General features: G+C 34.2%; 23 protein-coding genes and 1 pseudogene. 6 read left to right on the forward strand and 18 right to left on the reverse strand.

The genetic code is table 11. From position 1 onward, the window contains the following. Positions 1–6: 6 nt before the first annotated feature. Complete coding sequence (locus DET63_RS19700) at positions 7–324, reverse strand: PadR family transcriptional regulator (protein ID WP_000991891.1); 318 nt, start codon at positions 322–324, stop codon at positions 7–9. Positions 325–528: 204 nt separating this feature from the next. Between DET63_RS19700 and DET63_RS19710 the strand changes: the two genes are divergently transcribed. From DET63_RS19710 to DET63_RS19720, 3 genes are read left to right on the forward strand one after another with little or no spacing between them, the layout of a single operon-like run. Continuing rightward, entirely contained in the window at positions 529–1,458 is a 930-nt protein-coding gene (locus tag DET63_RS19710) for an AAA family ATPase (RefSeq protein ID WP_012261180.1), read from the forward strand. Further along, on the forward strand, positions 1,455–2,618 hold the full coding sequence (locus tag DET63_RS19715) for a DUF58 domain-containing protein (protein ID WP_113937595.1): 1,164 nt from the start codon (positions 1,455–1,457) through the stop codon (positions 2,616–2,618). Before DET63_RS19710 ends, DET63_RS19715 begins: the two co-directional genes overlap by 4 nt. Further along, complete coding sequence (locus DET63_RS19720; protein ID WP_113937596.1) at positions 2,593–3,702, forward strand: DUF4018 domain-containing protein; 1,110 nt, start codon at positions 2,593–2,595, stop codon at positions 3,700–3,702. Before DET63_RS19715 ends, DET63_RS19720 begins: the two co-directional genes overlap by 26 nt. Before the next feature lie 68 nt (positions 3,703–3,770). On the opposite strand, the gene DET63_RS19725 is transcribed toward DET63_RS19720, so the two are convergent. Together DET63_RS19725 and DET63_RS19730 are read right to left on the reverse strand one after the other, a co-directional pair. Then, entirely contained in the window at positions 3,771–5,222 is a 1,452-nt protein-coding gene (locus DET63_RS19725) for an MFS transporter (RefSeq protein WP_002084815.1), read from the reverse strand. Between the two features lie 303 nt (positions 5,223–5,525). Further along, positions 5,526–6,743: an aspartate aminotransferase family protein gene (locus tag DET63_RS19730; protein ID WP_113937597.1), complete on the reverse strand. Its 1,218-nt coding sequence runs from the start codon at positions 6,741–6,743 to the stop codon at positions 5,526–5,528. A gap of 289 nt (positions 6,744–7,032) precedes the next feature. Between DET63_RS19730 and DET63_RS19735 the strand changes: the two genes are divergently transcribed. Beyond that, positions 7,033–8,412: a catalase gene (locus tag DET63_RS19735; RefSeq protein WP_113937598.1), complete on the forward strand. Its 1,380-nt coding sequence runs from the start codon at positions 7,033–7,035 to the stop codon at positions 8,410–8,412. A 122-nt stretch (positions 8,413–8,534) separates the two neighbouring features. Here DET63_RS19735 and DET63_RS19740 read toward each other — a convergent pair whose 3' ends face one another. The 10 genes and pseudogenes from DET63_RS19740 to DET63_RS19785 form a co-directional block, all read right to left on the reverse strand. Next, on the reverse strand, positions 8,535–9,056 hold the full coding sequence (locus DET63_RS19740) for a hypothetical protein (protein WP_113937599.1): 522 nt from the start codon (positions 9,054–9,056) through the stop codon (positions 8,535–8,537). A gap of 113 nt (positions 9,057–9,169) precedes the next feature. Next, positions 9,170–10,924, reverse strand: a complete 1,755-nt coding sequence (locus DET63_RS19745; protein WP_113937600.1) for an adenine deaminase C-terminal domain-containing protein — start codon at positions 10,922–10,924, stop codon at positions 9,170–9,172. A gap of 366 nt (positions 10,925–11,290) precedes the next feature. Continuing rightward, a complete protein-coding gene (locus DET63_RS19750; protein WP_113937601.1) occupies positions 11,291–12,457 on the reverse strand; it encodes a serine hydrolase domain-containing protein in 1,167 nt (388 codons plus the stop codon). Between the two features lie 452 nt (positions 12,458–12,909). Further along, positions 12,910–13,416 carry a DUF3902 family protein gene (locus DET63_RS19755; RefSeq protein ID WP_113937602.1) on the reverse strand — a complete coding sequence of 169 codons (507 nt, stop codon included), beginning with the start codon at positions 13,414–13,416 and terminating at the stop codon, positions 12,910–12,912. Positions 13,417–13,766: 350 nt separating this feature from the next. Then, the gene (locus tag DET63_RS19760; RefSeq protein WP_113937603.1) at positions 13,767–14,501 is read right to left on the reverse strand and encodes a signal peptidase II; all 735 of its coding nucleotides are present in this window, start codon (positions 14,499–14,501) and stop codon (positions 13,767–13,769) included. A gap of 15 nt (positions 14,502–14,516) precedes the next feature. Next, a pseudogene (locus DET63_RS19765) lies at positions 14,517–15,628 on the reverse strand (DUF58 domain-containing protein). Then, positions 15,625–16,557, reverse strand: coding sequence for an AAA family ATPase (locus DET63_RS19770; protein ID WP_113937604.1), 933 nt, complete (start codon positions 16,555–16,557; stop codon positions 15,625–15,627). Before DET63_RS19770 ends, DET63_RS19765 begins: the two are co-directional and overlap by 4 nt. Positions 16,558–16,703: 146 nt before the next feature. Further along, entirely contained in the window at positions 16,704–16,997 is a 294-nt protein-coding gene (locus DET63_RS19775; RefSeq protein WP_002142306.1) for a putative quinol monooxygenase, read from the reverse strand. Positions 16,998–17,044: 47 nt separating this feature from the next. Continuing rightward, positions 17,045–17,683, reverse strand: coding sequence for a nitroreductase family protein (locus DET63_RS19780; RefSeq protein WP_113937605.1), 639 nt, complete (start codon positions 17,681–17,683; stop codon positions 17,045–17,047). Positions 17,684–17,701: 18 nt separating this feature from the next. Continuing rightward, positions 17,702–18,130 (reverse strand): MarR family winged helix-turn-helix transcriptional regulator, encoded by a 429-nt coding sequence (locus DET63_RS19785; RefSeq protein WP_000204168.1) that lies wholly within the window; start codon positions 18,128–18,130, stop codon positions 17,702–17,704. A 264-nt stretch (positions 18,131–18,394) separates the two neighbouring features. Between DET63_RS19785 and tet the strand changes: the two genes are divergently transcribed. Further along, a complete protein-coding gene (gene tet, locus DET63_RS19795) occupies positions 18,395–20,338 on the forward strand; it encodes a tetracycline resistance ribosomal protection protein (protein ID WP_113937607.1) in 1,944 nt (647 codons plus the stop codon). Between the two features lie 47 nt (positions 20,339–20,385). On the opposite strand, the gene DET63_RS19800 is transcribed toward tet, so the two are convergent. Further along, positions 20,386–21,030 (reverse strand): alpha/beta hydrolase, encoded by a 645-nt coding sequence (locus DET63_RS19800; RefSeq protein ID WP_113937608.1) that lies wholly within the window; start codon positions 21,028–21,030, stop codon positions 20,386–20,388. Positions 21,031–21,051: 21 nt separating this feature from the next. Continuing rightward, positions 21,052–21,519 (reverse strand): NUDIX hydrolase, encoded by a 468-nt coding sequence (locus tag DET63_RS19805; protein ID WP_088009398.1) that lies wholly within the window; start codon positions 21,517–21,519, stop codon positions 21,052–21,054. A 206-nt stretch (positions 21,520–21,725) separates the two neighbouring features. On the opposite strand from DET63_RS19805, the gene DET63_RS19810 reads away from it, so the two are divergent. After that, positions 21,726–22,517, forward strand: a complete 792-nt coding sequence (locus DET63_RS19810) for a DUF4240 domain-containing protein (RefSeq protein ID WP_113937626.1) — start codon at positions 21,726–21,728, stop codon at positions 22,515–22,517. Between the two features lie 59 nt (positions 22,518–22,576). Here the strand turns inward: DET63_RS19810 and DET63_RS19815 are convergent, their stop codons facing one another. The 3 genes from DET63_RS19815 to DET63_RS19825 form a co-directional block, all read right to left on the reverse strand. After that, the gene (locus tag DET63_RS19815; protein ID WP_113937609.1) at positions 22,577–23,614 is read right to left on the reverse strand and encodes an SDR family oxidoreductase; all 1,038 of its coding nucleotides are present in this window, start codon (positions 23,612–23,614) and stop codon (positions 22,577–22,579) included. A 182-nt stretch (positions 23,615–23,796) separates the two neighbouring features. Continuing rightward, complete coding sequence (locus DET63_RS19820; RefSeq protein ID WP_113937610.1) at positions 23,797–24,468, reverse strand: ABC transporter ATP-binding protein; 672 nt, start codon at positions 24,466–24,468, stop codon at positions 23,797–23,799. Next, positions 24,468–25,733: an ABC transporter permease gene (locus tag DET63_RS19825; protein ID WP_181777940.1), complete on the reverse strand. Its 1,266-nt coding sequence runs from the start codon at positions 25,731–25,733 to the stop codon at positions 24,468–24,470. Before DET63_RS19825 ends, DET63_RS19820 begins: the two co-directional genes overlap by 1 nt. Positions 25,734–25,735 lie beyond the last annotated feature (2 nt).

Genomic DNA, 25,735 nt, shown 5'->3' on the forward strand with positions numbered 1-25,735 from the left:
TTCCATTCACTCCCCTAATATACTGTTTCCATTCCTTACAGATCTCTGCAGTCTGTTATACTCTAGCTCTAACACTTCTCTCCCAAACGGTGTTAACTCATAGCACTTCTTTCTGTCTGTAGAGGCAACTTCAACAATCAATTTCTCTTTTAATAACTTCGTCGTATTCCCATATAAAGTACCAGGACCGAGTTTTACTTCCCCATTTGTCATCTCTTCTACCATTTGCATAATTCCATAACCATGCATTGGCTTTACAAGTGACAACAATATGTAATATGTCGCCTCAGTTAATGGAATGTATTTTTGCGCTTTCGCATTCATTATAACTACCTCCGATACATCGCTTCATGATATATCGACTTACGATACATCGTATAACGATATTGCATAATCATATTCCAAAATATGCAAGTGTAATATTAAAATTAAATATCTATTTCTTCGGATTAAAAAATCATACCAATTTTCTGAATAATTTGTTAAAATATAGAAATATCCACTTTTATTTTGAAAGGAATGATACATATGATAAATAAATTAAAAGAAAACATAGGATCTGTTTTTGTCGGTAAGGAAAATGTAATTGATTTACTCCTCGTTTCACTGCTTGCTGATGGACATGTACTTCTTGAAGACGTACCTGGTACTGGAAAAACATTACTAGCAAAAACAATTTCTAAAAGCATTGGTGGTAATTTTTCTCGCGTTCAATTTACCCCTGATGTACTTCCGAGTGATGTAACAGGTATTGAATATTTCAATCCAAAAACTAGTGAATTCGAATTAAGACTTGGACCAGTTATGACAAATATACTACTCGCAGATGAAATTAACCGCGCGATGCCGAGAACACAATCTAGTTTGTTAGAAGCGATGGAAGAACGACAAGTAACGCTTGAAAAGCAGTCTACTCCTCTTCCGAAACCGTTCTTTGTTATTGCGACGCAAAACCCGATTGAATCACAAGGAACTTTCCCTCTTCCAGATGCACAACTTGATCGCTTTTTAATGACGATTTCAATTGGTTATCCGTCTCCTGAAGATGAATTAAAAATGATGCGCCGTTTTCGTAACAATGCACCGTTAGAAAGCGTCACATCTGTCATTTCTTTAGAAGACATTTTAGAAGCACAGAAACAAGTGAAAGAAATTTTCGTATCAGAACCGTTAGAACATTACATTATTAAGCTTGCTCACGCTACAAGAAATCATGATTACATTGCTAACGGTGTAAGCCCGCGTGCTACATTAGCTTTAGTACGTGCCGTTCAAGCACTAGCCTTTTTACGCGGCAGAGAATATTGCACACCTGAAGATATACAATTTTTAGTTCCTTCCGTTTGGAATCACCGTATCGTCTTATCGATGGAAGGAGCTTTACGTACGACAAAAAATGAATTAATGCAAAGGATTTTAAAAGAAGTGGACGTACCCGTGGAGATTGAACAAGCATGAATGGACAGCGCGTTGTAACTGTACCTTTATTTTTTCAACTCCATATTATTCAATTAACTGTGCCAGGTGCTATACTATTTACGTTTTTTCTGCCGCAACGAATTATTATGTTTCTCTTTTTCTTCTACTATTTATTTACGATTTTCATTTATAAATATGTCGCTTACTTAGAGAAAAAATTTCAAATTATAAATGAGAAACAAACAACTCGGCTTTTCCCAGATGAATCTGGACAATTTTATATTCATTTAAAAAATGGTGCAAACATACCACTTGTTAACGGCGTTTGTTATTTTCATTTAAATTCATCTCTTATACCGCATAAGGATCAAGGGATTGAACAAATATCAAAAACGTTATTTTCTTTCCCATTTTCACAACCTGCTCATTCAGCACAAAAATGGGATTTAACATTAACCGCAACGAAGCGTGGTGTGTTTCAAATTGAACAGTTCGAATGTGTTTTAAAAGATCCTTTTCATCTTTTAACTGTACATTTACCTGTTTTCGATAAGTTAAAGGCTGAAATTATTGTGTACCCTTCTCCTAAAGAGGTAGCCGGTTTACAAGAACTTCAGCAACTATTAACAGGTTCGTATCGAACGAATTTCTCTTTTTACAATGATGAAACATCCATTATCGGTGTTAAACGATATGAACGTGAATCTTTCCGCTCTATTCATTGGAAAGCATCTGCTAAAATGCAGGCGTTACAAGCTAAACAATATGAACCTGTAAAAAATTATAGTTGGACAATTTGTCTTTCTTTAGCTGCTGATCGTGGGTTTGGTTGGAAAGAGAATGTAGAAGACCTTATTTCATTTACAACGTACATTTGTCAATTCGCAACGAAGCATCAAATTCCGTTTGAGTTATTTATTAGCGTTTTAGCAGAAGGTGGCCCTTTGCTTTTACCATTAAACGAAGGACAAACACATTACGCCAAAGCGTTAGAAGAATTAGCACGTATTTCAGATGATAGTACATTACTTCCGAAACAAGGATTTCTTCACTATGTAACGAGAAAAAGGGAACGCTCATCTACAATGATATACATTGGTTTGCAGAAAAAGGAGCTCCCACTTCTATCTCAGCCTACGTTCCTCATTAATAATGAAGGGATGGTGGAAAAGCTTGAAAACTTGGCTCTATCACGTTAATGACTTTATTCTGCTCCTCCTCCTTTCGTTATTAACAGAAAGGGACGAACTAGTTGGTATTGCTATATTTTTAGCAACAGGCTATGTAGGTGTAGTTCTTATTCATAAATTAATGAATAAAAAAACAACAGGATTTGTACTACTGTTAGTTATTCAAATAGTCTGTTTTTCTTTCCTTCTCCCTTTCTCTCTATTTGGAACAATTATGTTACCGCTTTTCTTCTTTATCGTACACGCAGTCGGACCTGGCTATCCGGTTCAAAAATCGTTAGGCGGTATTGTATGGTTTGTCGTTTCAGCTATATTTTATGCGCCATTTCCTCCGGTATGGAAATTGTTACCATTAGTTTTACACATCATGATTACATTTTGGTTAACAGGTTCAAATCGTAATCAACAGCTATTACGTTTTTCTTCCCTTATTACTATTGGAATAATTAGTGCTTTACTCATTCCAATATTCCCTTATATTCGGCTTATTTTTTCTTATGTCGTACAAGTAGTTGCTTTAGGATTTGGTTACGCTATAAATCCGTTGTTCTCGGCAGCTACTCAAAAAGATACAGACGATTTTTGGTCGAATAAAGGGAATTTAAAAGATCCTACAATTAAGGAGGAATTGGGGCAACGTACTTTTGATCCAACTCTCATAAATAGCATTACAATAATAGCATGTACAGCCATCGCTATTTACGTCGTTTGGAAAATAGTAAAAAAACGAAAACATTTAAGTTTACCAAATATGCCTGTCTTTGAATCTACAATCATTACTGATAAAGAAGGCATTAGCCAAAAACGGTTCAAACGAAATAAACCACCACATAATGAAATTCGAAAAGAAATTTTCAAACTCGAGAGTAAGCTATCTCCTCCTTTAAACCGAGAACGAGGAGAAACTGTTGAAGCTTGGCTAGAGAGAATTAATGATGAAGAAGAGGTAAATATTCAGAGTCATATTATTATAGACGCGTATAATGCAGTGCGTTATTCAAATGGTGAAAACACTGTACTTCTGCATGAATTTAAGGAAGAGGTTCATAAGCTTTATGCGTATCAGAAGAGTTTGAAGAAGAAGAGAAAATGATGTATACAAAAAGACTCCTATTAAACTAGGAGTCTTTTTGTGTAAAAGTCCACGTTGCTTTTCACAAATTATGCTTTTTTTCCTGCTTCAATTTCTAAAGATTCTTCATGCCACCAAAGTGTTTCTTCAGGATCCTCTTTAGCAATTTGATGTGCTTCTTTTTTCGATTCTACAGTAGGATAAGAACCTTTTAGTGCACGTCCTGATGTTGTGACAAACAGTACACTAAACACAATTAATCCAATTACACTTACACCTGTTAAATAAAATGCTGGTGCCAGTGGATTACCAGTAGCATGAACTAAGTATGAACATACAAGCGGCGTTGTACCACCGAATATAGATACAGAAATATTAAAGGAGATAGAAAGCGCACGATAACGTACATCTGTGAAAAAGAGTGCTGGTAATAACGAAGGCAATGTTCCTTCATATACACTAAGGAAGAAACCTAAAATGAAAATACCCGCAAACATAGCTACAATATGTCCGTTACCAATTAATAAAAATGCTGGAATTGAACATAATGCTAAACCGAGTAAACCAATTTGTACTACGCGTTTATTACCTACTTTATCACTTAATTTACCGAAATAAAGTGCTAGTGGAATCATAAGTGCCATCGTAATTGAAATAATTAATAAGCCCGTTGTTTCTTTGACTTTTAGTACTTGTGTTAAATAAGAAGGAATATACGAAAGGATCATATAGTTTGTAATGTTAAAGAAGGCAACAATTACTGTGCTTAATAAGAAGTCTTTTTTGTGATATTTTAATATATCCATAAATGAAAATTGTTCGTTGTCTTCAGATTCCTCTTGTGCTTTTTCCATCTCTTGAAAGATTGGAGATTCATCTAAATGACGTCGTAAATATAAACCGACCAAACCAATTGGTGCAGCAATTAAGAAAGGAATACGCCATCCCCAGCTGAGCATTTGCTCATCTGTTAATAATAACGTTAAAATGGTAACAATTACCGAGGCAGCAATGTAACCTGAGAGTGTTCCAATTTCAAGACCACTACCGAGTATACCACGCTTTTTATCTGGAGAAGATTCTGCGATATAAACCATTGCTCCTGAATATTCGCCGCCTGTAGAGAAGCCTTGAATCATTCGAGCAATTAAAAGTAGTATTGGTGCCCATACACCAATTTGTTCATAGGTTGGTAGTAATGCGATGAATAATGTAGAAAGTGCCATTAAAATAATAGTTGTACTTAAAACAATCTTTCGGCCATACTTATCTCCTATTCTACCAAAGAAAATACCTCCGATTGGTCGAACGAGAAAGGCCGCTGCAAATGTACCAAATGTAAGTACAAGTTGCAAACCACTATTATCCACACCTGAGAAGAATAGTTGACTTAATATTACCGCTAAATACGCGTATAATCCAAAGTCAAACCACTCCATTGCATTCCCTATACCAGTAGCAATAACTGCTTTCCTGGCTTGTTTAGGATTGACAATATTAACGTCTTGAGGTTCAAAATTCAAATCATTATTTTGTTGCATATAGTAAAACAGCCCCTTATTTAATTTAACTTCTTTAAGCACACCTTCTCTTACTAGAATAAATTCAATACGAAGCACTTAAGGAAAAGCAACGTCTCCTTATCTGTTATTATTGTTTCACATAATTAATTATTTGTCCAACGAGATGCTTCCTAGATTAAGTAATTTACTATTTTAAAAAGCTGAAGAAGGCGCTATACGAGTACCTTTTTCAGCTTTTTATTTTAATACGTAAATTTATTTTTTCCACCCCTATTTTCTTCCTATTTGAATTAAAAATAAGGTGCTTTTTTATAAAGTTTTTTAAACACTCGCTATAGCTGATAAGCTATGAATACAGGAGATAAACTCATAAATAAATGCATCAATTTCTTCTTTAGTAATTATATATGGAGGAAGTAAACGGATGATGTTCCCTTGTGTAACATCAACTAACATTCCTTTCTTCATTAGCTCCACCTGTAATTTCTTAACATTTTCATTCTTATCATTCAAACTAATTCCAAACATCATTCCAGCATGACGTACTTCCTGAATATAATAAGAATTTTCTTTCTGAATTTCTTGCAATTTATCATTTAGATAGTGTGATGTTTCATACGCTTCTTGCATTAAACCATCGTCAATCAATGTATTTAAAACCGTTAACCCTAAAGCCGTTCCCATTGAAGAATGCGCAAACGTTGTACCGTGATCTCCTGGTGCAAATACATCACATAATTTTTCACCTACAATAATTCCGCCAAGCGGTATCCCGCCTCCTGCTCCCTTACCAATTTGAATAATATCCGGTGTAATATTGAAATTTTGATAAGCAAATAGTTTACCAGTTCTCCCCATACCACTTTGAACTTCATCAACGATAAGAATGACATTATATTTATCACATAAGTTTTGAACACCATGTAAATATTCACCCGATAAAGGGTATATCCCCCCGCTACCTAATACAGGCTCTAGCATAATCGCAATTGGATTTTCTTTAACAATTGTTTCTTCTAATTGCTCTATATTCTCGCGCTCTACTTCATATACAGGAATCGATGTTTTAGGGAAATTTTGATATACACTTTCTTGTCTCGTAAAATGAAGTGCCCCTAACGTACGCCCGTGGAAGCTATTCTTCAGCACTACGATTCCTTCACGTTCCTCATGCGTATTCGCTCTATATTTATCAATTAATTTCAACGTTGTTTCTGTCGCTTCCGTACCAGAGTTTGTAAAAAAGACTTTTCCATTTTTTAAAGAGCAATCAACTAATTTCTTTGCATACTCAATCGCAACTGGGTTTAAAAAATGAAATGGGAGATGCAGAGATTTCGTAACTTGTTCCATTGTCGTTTGCACGATTTTCGGGTGATTATACCCTAATACGTTCACTCCGACACCAGAAAATAAATCTACATACTCTTTACCATCCACATCATAAAGCTTGCACCCTTCTCCTCTTTCTATCGCAACCTTCGTACGACAATACGTAGGCATCATATATTCTTTATCTAATTGAAACCAATCCGACATTTTAAATTCCTCCTAGTTATTTTCCCTGTTTATTTATGTTCATTCTCTATAAAATCATGTATAAATTCATTTTTAAGATTGAAATTTTAATTGTGGTTTTCTAAAACGTGTTATTTCTCTTTCCGATATTCATTTTTTCATAATTTCTTCTATTTCAACAGGTCCACTATATGTGCGTTTTTTTCATCTAGCGGTATGTTATAAATTTGAACTTCGTATGTAATACATAATTGAGGCTAAAGAATCATATTTAGTAACAATCAACGAAAAAATTTTGGAGGCTATGTCGATGAATGAAAAACATGATAAACAGAAGGAGTCTTTATTAGGAGAATACTTTAATAGCAATCGAGAACTTACTGAACCAGCTATACTTCACTCTCAAACAGTTGGTTCACGTGGACCTATTTTAAAGCAAGATAATGTACTGCACGAGGCGTTACAAGAATTTATCCATGAAAAAATTTTAGAAAGACCTGTTCATGCAAAAGGATTTGGTGCATTCGGTTATTTTCAAACGATATATCCGATGTCTGAACATACAAAACTAAGCTTTTTACAAAATTCTAATGAGAAAATTCCTGTTATGGTGCGATTTTCATTAGCGGTTAGTACGAAAGGAACACCTGATACTGCTAGAAATGTACGCGGTTTTGCTACAAAATTTTATACAAAAGAAGGCGTATTTGATCTTTTATGTAATCACCTTCCTGTCTTTTCTGTTCGTGATCCGATGCGTTTCCCTGAAACTATTAATGCGTTGTTGCCTTCACCTAAAAATAACTTAATAGACCCTGATAGATTTTGGAGTTTTGTCGCTAGAGCACCCGAATCCATTCATTTTGTTGTCCGTTTATACTCTGATGCTGGTACGGCAAAAAGTCTTCGCCACATTCCAGGACATAGTGTAAATACATATGTTTGGAGAAATGCTCACGGTTATCGAAAGTACGTAAAGTATCATTGGTATCCATTTGAAGGTGTGCAATTCATTACTAGTGAGGAAGCAAATAAACTAGCTGCCGAAAACCCTGATTATAGCGGGAAAGATTTATACGATGCAATTGAAGCTGGTAAAGCAGTGGAATATGGTTTATATGTCCAGCTCATGGATCCTAAAGATGAAACACACCTTTCTTATGACCCTTTAGATGATACAAAAGTATGGGATGAAAAGGAGTATCCTCTTATACCAGTAGGCAAAATGGTATTAAATAAAAATCCTGAAAACTATAAAGAACAAGTAGAAAAAGTCGCTTTCTCCCCTTCTAATTTACTAGACGGTGCAGAACTATCAGATGATAAAATGCTACAAGGTCGTGCTAACATTTATAGTGATTCTCAAAGAAGAAGAATTGGACCTGAATTTCGTAAAATAGCGATCAACCAACAGCAAAATTGGACACCTGCTAATCAAACAACTAGCGGTGACGGAAGATACGTTGAAGGAAAACTTGAAAGAGCTTCTATAACTAAGAAAGACGACTTTGGGCAGCCTGGTGAATTTTATGCGAAGTTACAACCGATAGAAAAAGAACATCTTGCCGAAAACTTAGCTAGTGATTTGAAAGTTATCTCCGATGATATAAGAAAGGTAGTTTTAGGGTATTTCCATGAAGTGTCAGCTGATTTGGCAAAGAGGATTGAGAGTACGATGCAAAGGCTTTAAGAATATAAAAAAACGTCATTTTTAATGATTAAAATGACGTTTTTTTGCGAACTTACTCGTGATTTCTATCGACCAATGTACATTTATTAACGAAATCTTTCCCCTTCAAGATTTTCGTTATCTCATTTCATATTATGGTACTCATTTCTTTTTTCCAGATAATCTTTTTCACATTGTAATGGTCTGTATTCCACGATTTTCCCTTGCTTCTTTTTCGTTTCGGTAACAATCCATTCCCCTTTTTCAAGGTTTAAGCGTTTCATTACATTAGTATCGTCAATTTCTTTATAAAGTAAAAATGCTTCTTGCGCCTTCACAAATAATCTAGGCTCTCCTCTATATCCACCACTATCATAAACTTTAGTTAGCGAATTATAATAAGAATCATTTTCCCTTCCACCATACATCAAATGCGCAGCCTCTAGGTCTCTTTTACTAATTTCCCAAAAACTATTTTCATCAATCTTTAAATCAAATGTAGATATAATGTCATTCATAATGTTTTTCACATACTTTTCATCACGAATTTTACTTTCTTCCAGACAATCCGAAGATAACCTTGGTGCATTTGACTGAGAATGTACCACATGCTGTATAGATACGCACAAAATAAATACACTTAAAACATACAATAGTTTTTTCATATTTAAGTATCACCTCAAATGATTTAGATACTATATTATTTGAGGCTTAGGATATTCTTATGCTAAGAATGAGAAAGGTCCTATAAAATAGACTTTTTATAGGACCTTTCCTTTTAATATTGATTTATCAGTTTCATCGGCGAAGCAAGTACCTTACTACTTTTCACATCATATAATCCTATAGGCGTTACTCGTATAAAAGGCAAGTGCGTCGCAGAAAAGAATAAAATCGTAAATGCCGGATCGTCATACGCGTAGCCACGCTCTTGCAATAATTTCACCATCTGTTTTTCTTCCTGTATTAATTCACTCATTTTTAAATTAGACATAATCCCGAGCAATGGTAATGCTATTTCGTGTAATACTTCATTCTTTTCAACTATTACCATTCCCCCGCCAAGCTCTTTTACCCTATGAAAAGCTGTAAGCATATCTTCTTTACTCTTTCCAATGAGGATGATGTCACCTGTACCGGAATATGAGCTAACAAGGCCTCCTAATTTATTTGCAAAGCCTTTTACAACTGTATTCACTCGCCAAGTACCATCACGAGCAATCATCATAAGGAAACACTCATCATGATCTAGAGAAAGTTCCTCACCGTTTAAGTCGATTTCAGTTACATATGGTTTTGAAATAACATCATTTAATAATTTTATACCTGTTGTTTCAGAAAAAATCATATCTTCTTTCTTTAAAGACCAGTCTAATGATAATGGAGTTACTTTGAATTTACTCCAGTCTATATGTAATGATGCATTTTTGTTTATTCCGTCACGCTTCATCCACTTACCCTTTGCAATTACACTTATTGGAATCGGGTTTTCTTTACTTTCCAAAATATTAATATTTGCAATTCTTCCTGTCGCGATCGCGCCGTGTAAATGCTCCATATTATAATAACGAGCAATGTTATAGCTTGCCATATTATAGGCATCAATTACTGGTATTCCTTGCTTTATCGCGATTTCTATCATCCTATTCGTCATTCCGTTTTCATAAAATGACGGATGTGAACCATCTGTTGTAAACATGAATCTATCAAAGTGCTTGACACCTAATTCCAGCAATTCTTTCAGTAAAACTTCTAAATCTGGACGGATAGAAGAGTTTCTAAGAGAAACGGTGTAACCTTGCATAAGACGTGTTAATGCTTCCTGCCCCGTCATCGCTTCATGATCACAATCTGTACCTAACAGTTTTAACTTCGCTAAAGTCGTTTCAGATGCTCCTGGGAAATGCCCTTCCACCTTTTTATGTAATCGTTTCGTTTCCTGCACCCAATGTAACATTTCATCATCGCCATGTAATAACTTTGGCCACGCCGTTAGCTCGCCGCCTTGAAGAACCGCTTTATGCTTTAGCCACTCTATTATTTCTTCACGATTAAATAAAGATTCCCCGTTTTGCAATTCAGTTTGTCCATCAAAACGACACCACCAATACATACTTGCTGGAATCTTTTCAAATTCATCTAATACACGAAATGCATCTTCACGTTGTAAGGTAAAAAATAAAGTTAAATTATCATTAATAAACGTCGTTGTCCCAAATTGCATCGCATGATTTGCTAAAGTTTCTGGATTATACAATTGATATGGATGTGCATGCGGTTCAATGTAACTAGGAACTACATACTTTCCATCACAATCAATCACTTCACATTCATGTAGTTGCTCTGGTAGTTTTTCTCCTACATATATAATGCGGTCATCATAGATCCAAATATTTGCTTGCACCCACTCGCGCATATAGGAATTTAAATATGTTGCATTCTTGAATAAAATGTGCGGGCTTCTTGTGCCATCTATTACTTCAACATGCTCTCGTAATTGTGTGTTACTCCATCTAAACTGATTTTGTCCCAATGTATTTCACTCCACATCAATTTACTTTTATTTATTAAAATAAAAATAATTAACTAACTAAAGTATTATCCATTCATAACTCCCCTGTATATCCCCTATACCCTTTATTATATGGAATAATTACAAAAATAACAATTTTCAAAATTCATAATATATCTCTTTGATCCAAAATAAAAAAGATATCATGCAACTGACATCTTTTTTATACTAGACTATAAGATTGAATTACACTTGTATCCGTATTTATGTTCTACATATACTTGATTGCTGCCATACCATGAATGCTAATACTGCCCTTATTTGCGAAATTAAAAAGCATCTCTTTTATTTACAACTAAAGCAGTATTCCATTCGCTTTCTTTTCATCTATTTCTTAAATTCAATTTGCATCATTTTATTAAACTGTGTAAAAACATCCATCGCACCTAAAGAGTTAATATTGGCAGCTAATGTATGTTTGCCTCCCATTACTCCGCCAACAAAAGTTGTAAATCCAGGAATTGCCCCTCCGTGACCCCAAACTGAAACACCGTTTGGAAGTTTAGTCTCATAGATCCCAAGGCCATATCCATCACCAACACCTTTTCCTTCTATAGGAACTGTAGTAAGCATTTCTTTTAGCTCACGTTCTTTCAGTAACTTACCACCAAGTAAAAATGAAAAGAATTTATTTAGATCGTCCGCATTAGAAATCATATCTCCAGCTGAATTAGCTAAACTCGGATTATAATACGTCATGTCTTTCAACTCACTTGTTTCATCAATTTTCATATACCCACGAGCATGATTCTTACCTGGAATTACGGGTGAATTCCCTGGTAAAAACGTATTTGACAGATCCAAAGGCTTAATAATTCGCTTTTCAATTTCTTCCGCATAACTATTTCCAGTTATTTTTTCAATAAGCATTCCCAATATGACGTATCCTGTGTTTGAATACAACCATCCCTTACCTGGTGAAAAATCTGGAGGTAGAGAAAGTCCTATTTTCACTATTTCTTCTGCTGTATACGTTTTTTTCGAATTCATTATGTCAGCGTCTTTTGACTTTAAATATTCAGCTATACCACTCGTATGATTTAAAAGTTGACGTATCGTAATTTGATTGCCATCATACCCATTTCCTTGAATGAGGCCCGGTAGCCACTTTTCAATTGGATCGTCTAGTTGTATGCGATTTTCTCCTACTAATTGAAGTACAGTCGTAGCTGTAAAAGTCTTGGTCACACTACCAATCCGAAAGCGATATTCTGATTTTATCGGTTGCTTTGTACTTAAATCCGCGACGCCAGCAGTATAACTACTAATCTTTCCATTGTTAGACGTCTTCGCTAATATTCCTGGGGTTCCAAGCTGTACTGTTTCCTGCATTACTTGTTTCCAACCATTCCGATTCTTTTGATCATGTGATTGTGACGGACTAGATAAATTTTGAACAGACTCTGCTTTCACAGTAAAACCTGGTGTGAATAGAGTAGTACCCGCTAATAAAACTGCCAAACTTGCTAACTTAATTGAATTACATTTTTTCATAAGGCTCCCTCTCCTCTATTAATATCGGATTAATTCAAGTTATACTTTAATCCTATATGATAAAACTCTCTTTTTTCTTATCCATTCCTTACGAAATACTTACGTTCAGATTTTGATACGATAAACTGAGAAAGAGCTATGCATGAAAATAAAAAGGGCATATAAAATAAGGACAGCGACTTAACTGCCCTTATTTTCATTTCACCTCGTCTTTATTATTTTTAAGATGATTCATTAATTGTGTTCGTTTCAAAGGTACATATATGTTTGTTCCAGTAACATATCTTTTTCCCAATCGAATTATCTTATAAATTTCAGGAGTGCATATTAAGATTAACAATAAAAAAAGAACGTGTTTTCAATTTATCAAAACACGTTCTCTTACATACTTAAAACCCTATATCAACTTTTTATTTCATTCACTTCTTTAAACTACTAATCTATATCCACTTTTACCATCCTGCACTAGCATTCATACCATTTCCAAGAATAGTAAGAAATAGTGACCACAATACTGGTCCTAACGTAAGAAGTAAACTTAGAAGTATAAGTAATCTATATACCCCGGGGAAATTTTGATCTTTACGATTTACAAATACTAAAATAACTAATAATATTATGGTCGTTAAAAATAAAAGTAGAGTTAGCAGCCAATACCAAACCATTAAACTGAGACTCCATGGTGTTAATAGCTCGTGTATTATACCAAATATGATTCCTAATACTCCAAAACTAAAGGTAGTAACTGTTGATTTTATAAGCACTATATTTAATGTTTTTTCGTATGTATTTTTACAATATAAATCTATTAAAGTGTATAAAGATAAATATGCCATTAATACCCCTATCCAAGACAATAACCAGTCTCCGCCTCCTCTAAATAACATGAACAGCAACCAACACATCCCTACTGCAGAAAAAGCAAAGGAAATAAGTATGCTTTTCAATACCGGTTTCATTATATTTTCACACCCTTAAAAATAAATTATAAGTTTTTACTAAACTCATGTAATTTTTTATTAACATGCTACCCATTAATCGTTTAGCTCTAATGCATCCTTTTTTCATTCTATATTAATAAAACAAAGATACACTCATGAACAATTAAAGAAGCAATACTCTACAAAGAGTTCCATATAGCTTGTATATTCTTTTTCCATTGGTAGAGATATTAAAAAATTAAGTATACATTAACATGCAATTAAATATAAGTAAATAAAATTAATTTGCAGCTAATTTTATTTACTTATATAATTTTTATATTTAGATTAACTCAGCCATCTTTTTTATTTTGATATAGCATATTCTGCTATTCATGTCCCCCTTTTCCATCCCGCTCTATCCACCGCATAGTCTTCTTAATATCTAACTCCGTATACGTCTTTTCACCATATCGGACAGACTCGTATATTGGAATAATGTCTATCGTTCTACAAATTCTTTTCAGCCATTGTTGCATCGTTTCATAGGGCCTTCGCTGTTCGTGAAATGGTAAAGTTCTTTCCCATTCAACTAACTTTTTCCTTATCGTATCTGCAGGCAATGACTTTTCTGACTGATCAATGACTTTTTCATCCTTTGTGGTTCTTACCACAGTTTGCTTTGTGACCGATTCTTTCTCCTGTATTATTTCAGTTTTCGTCAACCTTTTCCTAATGTACTTGTAGATGGAATATATAATTGACATTACAATAATCACATAAAAAGCTATACTGATCCATGAGCTTGAGAGCACAGAAAATACATCCCCCCATGAACTTTTCCTTTCGAAAGCTGGCATTTTACTATCCGTTTTTGTTCTTATCCCTTTATCTCCTACTTTTGTCTTTTCCAAAGGTGTGCCATAATCTTCATTATTTTCATTGTTTATTGTTTCCTTATAAATTTTTTCAGATTTCTTTTCACTAAAAAAACGCTCTTTTACTATGTCTTGTACATGCACAACACCTTGTGATAACGTTATCGCACTAACCGCAAAGAATAGTATGATTAAAGCTCTTACACTCCAAAACTTCACTTTCATATGCCGCTTTTTATTCAACATGACATGAATCCCTTCTTATTCTTTAATTACAATCCATTTATTCGTTCTACTGTATTCCCTAGGTGAAGTACCAAGAATTAAAGGAACTGCATCCAATTCCTTACGACGAAATCCTGCTGTATAAAAATAAGAAGATGATACAGGCGTATCTTGATCCGATATTGAGGCAAGTACCTTTAATACATTTTGCAAATGTTTCCGATTATCCCCGTTCTTTACATGTAACAATCCGTTACCTTTCACACTGTTAATCCATAACTCAAATGAACAATCTTGCATGAGCAGTTGTTTGCATATGCCTGCCGTTAATTCAATAAGCTCTTCAATATCATTTCGTAAAGAAACGCCACTTTTATTTTGTAAATTGAGATAAATCGCATATTTATCAGATTGTGTTCGTTCGTATTTTTTCGCAGTTATCATCCCTGTTTTTGCTGTTGCACCCCAATGGATAGAACGAAAATCTTCATTTTCATAAGACTTCACTCCCATTACTTTCGTTTCATCATATAGCGGAGAAGACATCGCTTTTCGAAATCCGCGTGACCATTCTTGTAATTCAGGAACTTGTATTTTCGGAACGGCTGGTAAAACTAAATAGGACGGCGTATCAACTTGTTTATATGTTATATGTTTCGTTATGAATCCAAAGGGATCAGTAATAACAATTTCAACTTCTTCCCATTTCGCGATTCCTCTTTTTAAAGCTACAGCTTGCAAATCAAATGAAACTGCCTCTCCTCCTTTTATATTGAAATTCAAATAATAATTTGAACCTGTACTATGATTTTTGTTTAGTTCATCATGATTCCAAGTTAGCTTGTTTTCACATTTAAATCGAAATACGATATTGAAAATAGGAAATATCGACTTGTTTGAAATTTTCAATTTGCACATATTTATTTCACCTATAAAAACGTTCGAATTACCTTGATTGTATTTCCAGTTAACGCGAGATACTTTCCGAATATATATATATGTGTAGCGCCTATTAAAATTAAATACAAAAATACGAGAGATAATATGAGTAGATTACTTGAAAATACACATAAAATAACGGCTACAACTGACATAACTCCTATTACGAAAGGCTCCGCTAACGGTGTATACACAAGCTGTTGATTCATCGTACATTCTCCACTGGCACACTAATCGTATGAAGAATTTCTTTCATAATTTGTTCTTTCGTCGTTTTCATCTCACCTTCAATCGTTAACGTTAACCGATGAGCACAAACGGATGCAGCTAGTAGTTTTATATCATCTGGCGTACAATAATCTCTTTCATTTAATATCGCTCGTGCTTGAATCGCTCTCATAAATGCCAATGTGCCCCGAGGACTTACACCAATTTCAATTAGCTCATGCTTACGAGTTGCTTCAATGATTTCAAGAAGATAATCTTGCACATCACTCCCTACTAACACTTCCCTTGCACGTTTTTGTATATTTATTATTTCTTCACTCGAAATAATAGAATGCAGCGTTTCTAATGGATCATTCGTTTGGAACCGATTCATCATTTCCTTTTCCGCTTCTCTCGTAGGGTAACCTTGGCGTATAGTAAGTAAAAATCGGTCTAATTGAGCATCAGGTAAAGGAAATGTACCAGCCGATTCAAGAGGATTTTGCGTTGCAATAACTAAAAAAGGTTCTGGTAAAGAATGTGTCTGCTTCGCAATTGTAACAGTACGTTCTTCCATAACTTCAAGTAACGAAGATTGTGTTCTCGGTACAGCTCGATTAATTTCATCTACTAATACTATATTTGCAAAAATAGGCCCTAACCTCGTTTTAAAATCCGATTCCTTCACATCAAAATATTCGAGTCCAATAACATCTCCAGGCAAAGTATCAGCTGTAAATTGAATTCTTTGGAACTTAGCGTCCACACTTTTAGCCAAACTTTTCGCTAATGTTGTTTTCCCCGTCCCAGGTACATCTTCTAATAAAATATGTCCTCTTGCTATAAGAGCTATAGCTGCTAGTTCAATCGATTCATTTTTCCCTATAATGACCTTTGAAATATTGTTAGTGATTTTCTTTAATATGTTCATATATTTCACTTCCACCCTTAAAATATTTTTAAAATTAAGAATATTTATTTTCCAAATTATAACACATCACGTTAGAAGTAAATATATTCCTATCAAAATAAAAAAGATGACCTCAGCATACGCCAAAGTCATCTTCTATAACCATATTATTTTACTAACGTTCCATTATAAGCTTTTATATCAAGCGGAGCATTTAAAAACTGTGATGCTTTACTAACGAAAGATGTGAAGTGTTCACTCGTATTATGACTCGCAACTGCTGCTTCATCTTTCCATACTTCTACCATCGTATAAACACTTTCTTTTTCAGTATCTTTATATAAATCGTAAGATACATTTCCACTTTCTTCTCTTGAACCATGAAGTAATGGCTGAATTTCTTCTAAAAACGATTGTTGTTTTGCTGGATCTACTTGAAATATTGCGTGAATAATAATCATGGTGTTTCCCCTCTCATATCTCACTTATTTCTGTTTTTTTTATAAAATTACTTCCACTCAGCAACTTTTTCAACTGGAAGACGTACTGATGGATAACCACTGTCAGCAGCTTTTCCGATTGAAATTAACATAACTGGTACGTGACGCTCTTTGTCTAATCCGAAAGCTTCTGCGATTTGGTCTTTTTCAAATCCACCAATTGGGCAAGTATCATAGCCGTGAGCACGTGCTGCTAACATAAATTGCATTGCTACAAGACCACCGTCAATTAGTACAGTATCTTTCATTACTTCTGGTGTAACCATTGAGAAGTAACCTGAAAGTTTTTTCATTTGGTCTTCTTTTACTTCAGCTGGCATAAGTCCGCGCTCAACTGCTGTACCGTAAATTTCTTCTGCATTATCAAAGTTATTTAAATCACCAAATACAGCGATCATTGCTGAAGATGTTTCTACTTGAGATTGATTAAATTTCGCAAGTGGCGCCAGTGTTGCTTTTGCTTCGTCACTTTCAATAACTAAGAATCTCCATGGTTGCATGTTTACTGAAGATGGTGCAAGTGTTGCCTCTGTAAGAATTTCTGTCATTTCTTCTTTGCTAATTTTCACTGAAGGATCGTACTTACGAATTGAACGACGTCCTGTTAAAATTTCGTTAAAATCATTTGTTTTTACTGAATTAGTCATAGTTGTATTCTCCCTTTTTTATAATTCTTTTATGTTTTCTTGAATGCGGTCTAGCATTGTTAAAAGATTATCGCGTTCTTCTTCACTTAATCCTTTAAATGCAGATGTTGCGAAACGCTCTTTTTCCTCTTGATACACTTGAATTTTATTTCGTCCCTCTTCTGTAAGAGAAACTAACGTAATTCTGTTATCATCTGGATTTTTACGTCTTGTAATCATTCCATTTGCTTCCAGCTGTTTTAAATGCCTCGTAATCGCGGCATTATCAATATTCACTTCTTGCTGAAGTGCTTTTTGACTAATTTCATCTACTTCATATAACTGAAGTATAAGCTCTAGTCTAGATTGACTCATACCCGTACACCCTTCAAACTTCGAACTTACTTCTTTATTGAGGAAGTGTAATTTATATAAAATTATTGCTTCTTTTGAGCATGAACTTGTCAAATTACCCCTCCTTTACATCCAAATCAAAAATGTTTGATGTATCAATAGTTGATATGTCAATTAATATAATCTATATCGATTTAGAATGCAAGCATTTTGTTTTCTTTTTATTTTTTCCAAATTAAGGCGTTTTGTAGCGTTACAAAAAATGTAAATTACATTATAATAGTAATAATTTAAATGACTGGAGAGTGATTGTAATGCGGCAATACACAAATAAAAATGAGGAATTAAAAATGGAAAATGAAATGAGGATATTTATATATGACAACAATAAATATAGGGATTGTCGCGCACGTAGATGCTGGCAAGACGAGTTTGACTGAGCGTATTCTTTATGAAACGAATGTGATTAAAGAAGTTGGCCGAGTAGATAGTGGCAATACGCAAACTGACTCAATGGAATTAGAAAGACAACGCGGAATTACGATTAAAGCATCTGTCGTTTCTTTCTTTATTGATGATTTAAAAGTAAATGTCATTGATACACCTGGACATGCTGATTTTATCGCTGAAGTGGAGCGATCATTCCGTGTTTTAGACGGTGCCATTTTAGTTATATCTGCCGTTGAAGGTGTGCAAGCACAAACGAAGATTTTAATGCGGATATTACAGAAATTAAACATACCTACTATATTATTTGTTAATAAAATAGACCGTAGTGGCGCAAATACTGAAAAAGTTGTGAAACAAATAAAAGAGCTTCTTTCAAATGAAGCATGCCCCTTCTACTCTGTAGAAAACGAAGGTACAAAGGAAGTACGGATTATTGAATATAAATCCTATGACGATTGTATTGAACGATTAGCACCATTTAACGAATCATTGCTTGAGTCATATGTAAATAACGAAATAATACCGGATGCACTATTAAGAAAAGAACTCGAAAAGCAAATACAGCAAGCAAATGTGTACCCAATCTTTTTCGGTTCAGCAATGACAGGTATAGGAGTAACTGAATTACTTAAAAATATTTCATCCTTAATTCCAGCTACTAAATCGGCACAAGATGAAACATTATCCGGTGTTGTTTTTAAAATTGAACGTGAATCTTCTGGCGAAAAGATTGCTTACGTAAGAGTTTTTTCAGGTAGTTTACACGTTAGAAAATATGTTGATATACAGCGTGGAGAGTCTCTACCACATAAGGAAAAGATTAAAAAAATGTGCATGTTTCATAATGGAGATGCCGTTCAATCTTCTACTGTTCAAAGCGGAGAGTTTTGCAAAGTATGGGGACTTACGAATATTAAAATTGGTGATATTATCGGTGAACGGACGGATTATATAAAAGATATTCACTTTGCCGAACCACAAATGGAAGCTGCTATTGAAGCAGTACCTAAAGAGCGAATTCATGATCTATACGCTGCACTTATGGAGCTATGCGAAGAAGATCCGCTCATTAAAGTGTGGAAAGACAATGTTCACAATGAACTATACATTCGCCTTTTCGGTGAAGTGCAAAAAGAAGTTATTGAAACAACACTTTATGAAAAATACCGTCTACAAGTTACCTTTTCAAACACGCGAGTTGTATGTATTGAAAAACCAATTGACTTAGGGAATAGCGTTGAAGTAATGGGTGAAAAAGAAAATCCTTTTTACGCAACAATCGGCTTCAAAGTTGAACGGGGTGAACTTAACTCTGGCATAACGTATAACTTAGACGTTGAACTTGGATCACTACCTTTAGCATTTCATAAAGCGATTGAAGATACAGTATTTCAAACGTTAAAACAAGGTTTATTTGGATGGGAAGTTACTGACATTATCGTCACGTTAACACATACTGGTTATGCTAGCCCTGTTACAACAGCGAGTGACTTTAGAAACTTAACACCGCTCGTATTAATGGATGCTTTGAAACGGGCTGAAACATGTGTATATGAGCCATTAAACGAATTTGAATTAACTGTACCAGAGCACGCAATTAGTACCACAATGTATAAACTAGCTGCCATCCCAGCAACTTTTGCAGAGCCTATATTCTATAATGACTCTTACCATTTAACAGGATCATTACCTGTTGCAAAAACAGAAAATTTCAAACGACTGCTCCATTCATTTACTGAAGGAGAAGGTATCTTTATAACAAAGCCAACTGGTTTCACAAAGCTTACAGCTCCCTTCCCTACTCGAAAACGTGTTGACTTTAATCCGCTAAATCGGAAAGATTATTTGCTTCATGTTTTGAAGGCTTATTAAATAAAAAAGAGGTGCCATTCGCACCTCTTTTTGCATGTATTGATAGGTTAGTTTTTCCTAACAACTTCTTTAAGTTTTTCTATTATTTTTGCTATCGCTTCGATCGAATTCTCGGTTTCAAATTCTCCAACATTTACAGAATGGTTAGCGTTTTTGACAACTTCAATCTGTAAATTCGTTTTATGTAACTGATTTATTTGATTTGCATTATATTGATGATCTTTATCTCCAATTACTAAAAGCCCGTCGTGATGACTATGTAAGATCGAATCAAAAATCGAATCAAACGTCAATAAAGGTGTAAGTAATATCATGTTTGACTGTAAGTATTCTTCTCTCTTCATTAAATCATTCGCAATCGGGATTGTTCCGAGTGATTTTCCTAAAAACATCGAATCGTTGTATTGTCCATTTCTTAGCACTTCATTAATGATAGGATTAATATCATCCATCATTACTTTCGTTACTTCTTCCATTGGTTTTTCCATTAACTGTCCATCATAGGAATAATGAATATGAACTACATCTATTTTATTTTCAAGCATAAGCATCGTTGCATAATAAAATAACGGCTTGTCATAATTGTAGCCTGAACCTGAGAACATAAAACAAATTGTATTAGAACCTTTTTCGATATGTGTGTAACGAATGACTTTATCATCTATATGTATCTCTTTTTTAGTCCCCTTCACCGTTTTCCCCTCCAAGCACGCTTACTTTTGTAACACGATATGTTCTGTATGAACTGATACATCCTTTACTTTATCTTTTATAAACGCTGGCTGTAAGTTATATGCATCTAACTCTTCTACCGGCACCCACTTAAATAAATATTTTCTACCTTCTTCTTCAAGAATATATTGATCCGCCCCATTTGCAGGTAATTCATGCAATTCTACTTCATAATAAAAACTAATCTCATGAAACTTTCGCTCAGAAAGTGTAAAGAAGTTTTCTACTGACCATATTAATCTCTTCACTTCAATAGGTACGCCTAGTTCTTCTGCAAGCTCTCGTTTTAACGCATCTTCACTATTTTCTAGCATTTTCACTCTTCCGCCTGGTACGTACCAATACTCTTCACCTTCATCTTGAAGGATAAGTATTTTATTATCATATTTACAAATTGCTCCGACTCGGTAATTAAAACATGTTTCTTCTACTTTAAACGTAAGATCCATCCTGAATGCCCCCTATATATTATTTAAATATCAAATCATTACAAAACTATTATGTATGTGCTGTACAAATAAGATTACTAAATTTTTCTATTGCATTCAATGATTTTCGAACTTTCCGAAAACTACACTTACCTTTTCGTCATTACAGGTATTTATACATATGTTACAATCACAATGCATACTAGAAAAGCAATATGGGGGTACGAATAGAAACGTTATTAATCCAGCAAACTGAGAAATCAAATAAGTTTTGGAAAATCGTTGTGAAAGATAGAGACTACGTTGTGTTTTACGGAAAAATTGGCACAGCTGGTAGTGTGAAAGCGAAAGAGTTTGAAACAGAAGAAGAATGTATAAAAGAAGCTAACAAACTAATCGCTTCCAAACGAAAAAAGGGATATACAGACCCGTGCCTTGGGGAAGATTACATAAAAGAAAAAACGATGACAGAAGAAGAATTTTGGGAACTGCTCGCTCGTGCAAAAACGAAAGGCGAAGATCAAGAAGAACAAATAGAATGGCTTACTTCTCATCTCGCTAAGCGTACAGTACACGAAATTGTAGCTTTTGATACGCATATGCATCGCATATTAAAATCTTCCTATACGTCTCGTTTATGGGCAGCTGCCTATATTATTTTAGGCGGTTGCTCGGATGATTCTTTTGATTACTTCCGCGGATGGTTATTGTTCCAAGGAAAAGAAGTTTATGAAGCGTGTATTGAAGATCCAGAACGATTAATTTCTGTGTTAGAAAATTTGAGTGAGGATGATGTTCCTGAAATTGAAGAACTTTCTTTATATTTCGGTTACACTGTATATGTAGAAAAAACTGGAGATGAAGAGGATACTTACTTTACACTTTATCATGTCTTATCTAATGAAAAATTCGACGATATAGATATCGAGTTTGACTGGAATGAAGATGACGAAGACGGTTTGAAAAAGATGTTTCCTAAGTTATGGGAAATATATGGGGAAGAACCAATTGAATGGTAGATAAATATTAGGACTCTGTTTAACCAATAGACAGAGTCCTGTTTTCATAGAATCCTTATTTACACTCTCTTTGTTTCATTCCACTTATCTAACAGCTCCTTTTCTCTTTCAATTGAAATACCTGCCTTTAATTCCCTATGTTTCGTTTCTTTCATCCACTCATACACGTCTGTAACAGTATCTTCTAAACTTCTAAAAGTAAGACCCTCTTTAACTGCGCTCTCTATATTAATAGAGAATCCACCTTTCCACGGATCTGTTTCACCTTCTAATGAAAAAGCTTCGGGAAGCCATAATGGCATTTCCGTCCATGGCTGTACTTTATTCTCATTCATAAACGATTCATCAACCCAAACGAATTCAGCATCACTATTCGTACCCTTTTTACACGTATTTAATAGCTCTTCCATCGTCAATTCATAATTTGGACCTGTAACATTGAATGTACCTGCTTTATTGGTTTCTGCCATGTTTAGTCCCCAGTTTGCCACGTCTTTTATATCAACTATCTGCACTGGACGGTCTTTTCTTCCTGGAACTAGCACTTCTCCTCCCTTTACTACACGCCCAATCCAGTATGGAAGCCGATCTGTATAATCAAACATCCCTGAAAGAAGTCCTGCTCTTACATGTAAAACACGCCCCGGCCAATAATTCTCTGCTTCTTTTTCACATAATACTTTAAGCGCACCGTAATACTCATAAGGAGATATTTCACCATTCTCTACAGCTTTTACCTTATCACTTGGTGGTTCAGGTAGTAATTTATAATCTTCTTTTATGTGATACGGAATCCAATCTTTATATACGGAAAGGCTTGAGATGAATGTATAATGCTTTATATTATCTTTAAGTACTTCTCCTACATTCCTAATGTGATGAGGAGAAAATCCACACGTATCTATGACCAAATCCCATTTTCGATTTTCTAAACTTGAAACATCATCATTTCTGTCACCGATTAACTGCTCTACTTCAGGAAAAACTTCTTTATTCGTTCCGCGATTAAATAATGTAACTTCATGTCCTCTTTTTAAAGCTTCTTCTACGAAAGCTCTTCCTAAAAAACGTGTACCACCTAGAATTAAAATCTTCATGTTTCTCCCCCCATTCGTGATTGAAAATCCTTTCTTTTGTTAAACGATTTTTTGCTCTGAAAAGTTACGGGTGGGATGTAGCTTTTTACTACAATTTTAATTCTATAAAATAAAAAGAAACCATTTTGAAAAGTTAATCAGCATGGTTTCTTAAATAATAAATAATTATTAACTCTCATTCTTTAACTCCGCACAACTTCCCCATCAACTAACTCAATTATTCTATTACACTGATTCGCTACTTCAATATCATGCGTTACAATAATAATCGTTCTTCCTTCTTCATTAAGTTGTAATAGCAGATTCATAATTTCTTCTCCGGTCTTCCTATCTAAATTCCCAGTCGGTTCATCAGCCAAAATTATTTCTGGTTCGCCCACTAACGCTCTTGCGATAGCTACCCGCTGCTGTTGTCCACCTGATAACTCGTCTGGTGTTTTATGCATATGTTCTTTTAAACCTACTTTTTCTAAATAGAACTTCGCCTTATTTTCTCTTTCACGTTTCTTTAGCTTTCTATACGTTAGTGGTAGTGCTACATTATCCAGTACACTATGTTCTTTTAACAACGCAAAATATTGAAAAATAAATCCAATCATTTCATTTCTTGTTTTATGAACTTTATTTGCTCTAATTTCACTTAATGTTTTTCCATTTAAAGTATATTCCCCATCATTCGGCATATCAATTAACCCTATAACATTTAATAGTGTACTTTTTCCTGAACCTGATCGACCCATTACCGCTATAATTTCGCCCTTTTTTATCGTTAAGTTTATACCGTTTAAAGCGAACGTTTTGTGATTTTTGTTACTATACACCTTTTTAATATCTTTTAGCTCAATTAAACTCATTATTCCATCCCTCCTATTAATGTTTTAGGTTCAAGGTTTCTAATAAACAAGAAGACAATGAAATTTGAAACAATAATAATTAGTAGTAAGAATAGAAATACTAAAAATAATATAGGCAGATTTAATTTAAAGTCTAATACAGACGCCACATTTAAGTCTTTTGCTGTTTGTAGAAGAGCCCCATATCTAAATAAAAAGTATGCTAGCGACATCCCCATGCCAGCTATTCCAACAAAAGTGTTTTCTAAAACAATTTGAATAAAAATTCCAATTTTACTGTCTCCAAGAACCAATTTTATACCAAATTCCCTTTTCCTCATCATAATTGAGATTATGGTGGTTACAACAATTCCCGCTATTGAAAATAAAATAAATAGAATTCCTACTATAAGTTGTGGGATTTCAGAATAGCTATTAACAGTAACATCTTTATTTATTTCTTCCCCTAAATTTTTTAGATATAACGTAACGTCGTTTCCTTTAAGTTGAATTGTCTCTTGTAATTTCTTTATATCTGCACCTTTTCGTAGAGTTAATACGGTGCTTTGATGTAACCTTAAAAACATTGATTCATGTTCTTCATACCTTTCCGATGGCATAGGCAATATCATTGCTTTATCCAACTTCAAATATGTATTCGTGGAATTATTATTTACAATGAATTTATTTTCTGGTAAAAAACCAATAATCGTATATCGATCATTAATTGTATCCCCCACTTGAAAATATTCCTTAAAGTAAGAACCAGCTAAAACATTCATTCTCTCTTCACCTTTTTTTAGGAAATCTTGGTGTAAAAAACCCTTTCCAGTTTTTAAAGACACATTGAGTAATCTATAGTAGTTTTCATCTACTATGATTGTATTAATAGTGGGTCTTTCATCGTGAAATGTTTTATTTTTCAAATCACCAAGCATACTATTTTTAAGTAATCTATTACTTGATTCTAATTCTATTATCCTCTCTTCGTATGTTCCATACGAAATCACATCTTTATTTTGTTGAATTTTATTATAAATCTCTTGAATTTGCTCTTTATTAAATTGATCGCTTCTTAACCTATCTGTATTCATATCAAAAGAAATTAAGTATGTGTTGTCCAAATCTAACACTGAACTTGAATTGTCATTGAGATAGTATAAATTATAAAATACATTAATAGAACTCGTTATAGTTGATAATCCAAGCGTAAATTGTATTAGTAGAAGCAGTGAAAATAGAAATCTCTTTTTTAAAGCTATTACAGCGCTTTTTATTCTCATCATAT

The sequence above is a fragment of the Bacillus sp. DB-2 genome (assembly GCF_003315125.1).
In the GTDB taxonomy this organism is placed as follows: domain Bacteria; phylum Bacillota; class Bacilli; order Bacillales; family Bacillaceae_G; genus Bacillus_A; species Bacillus_A mycoides.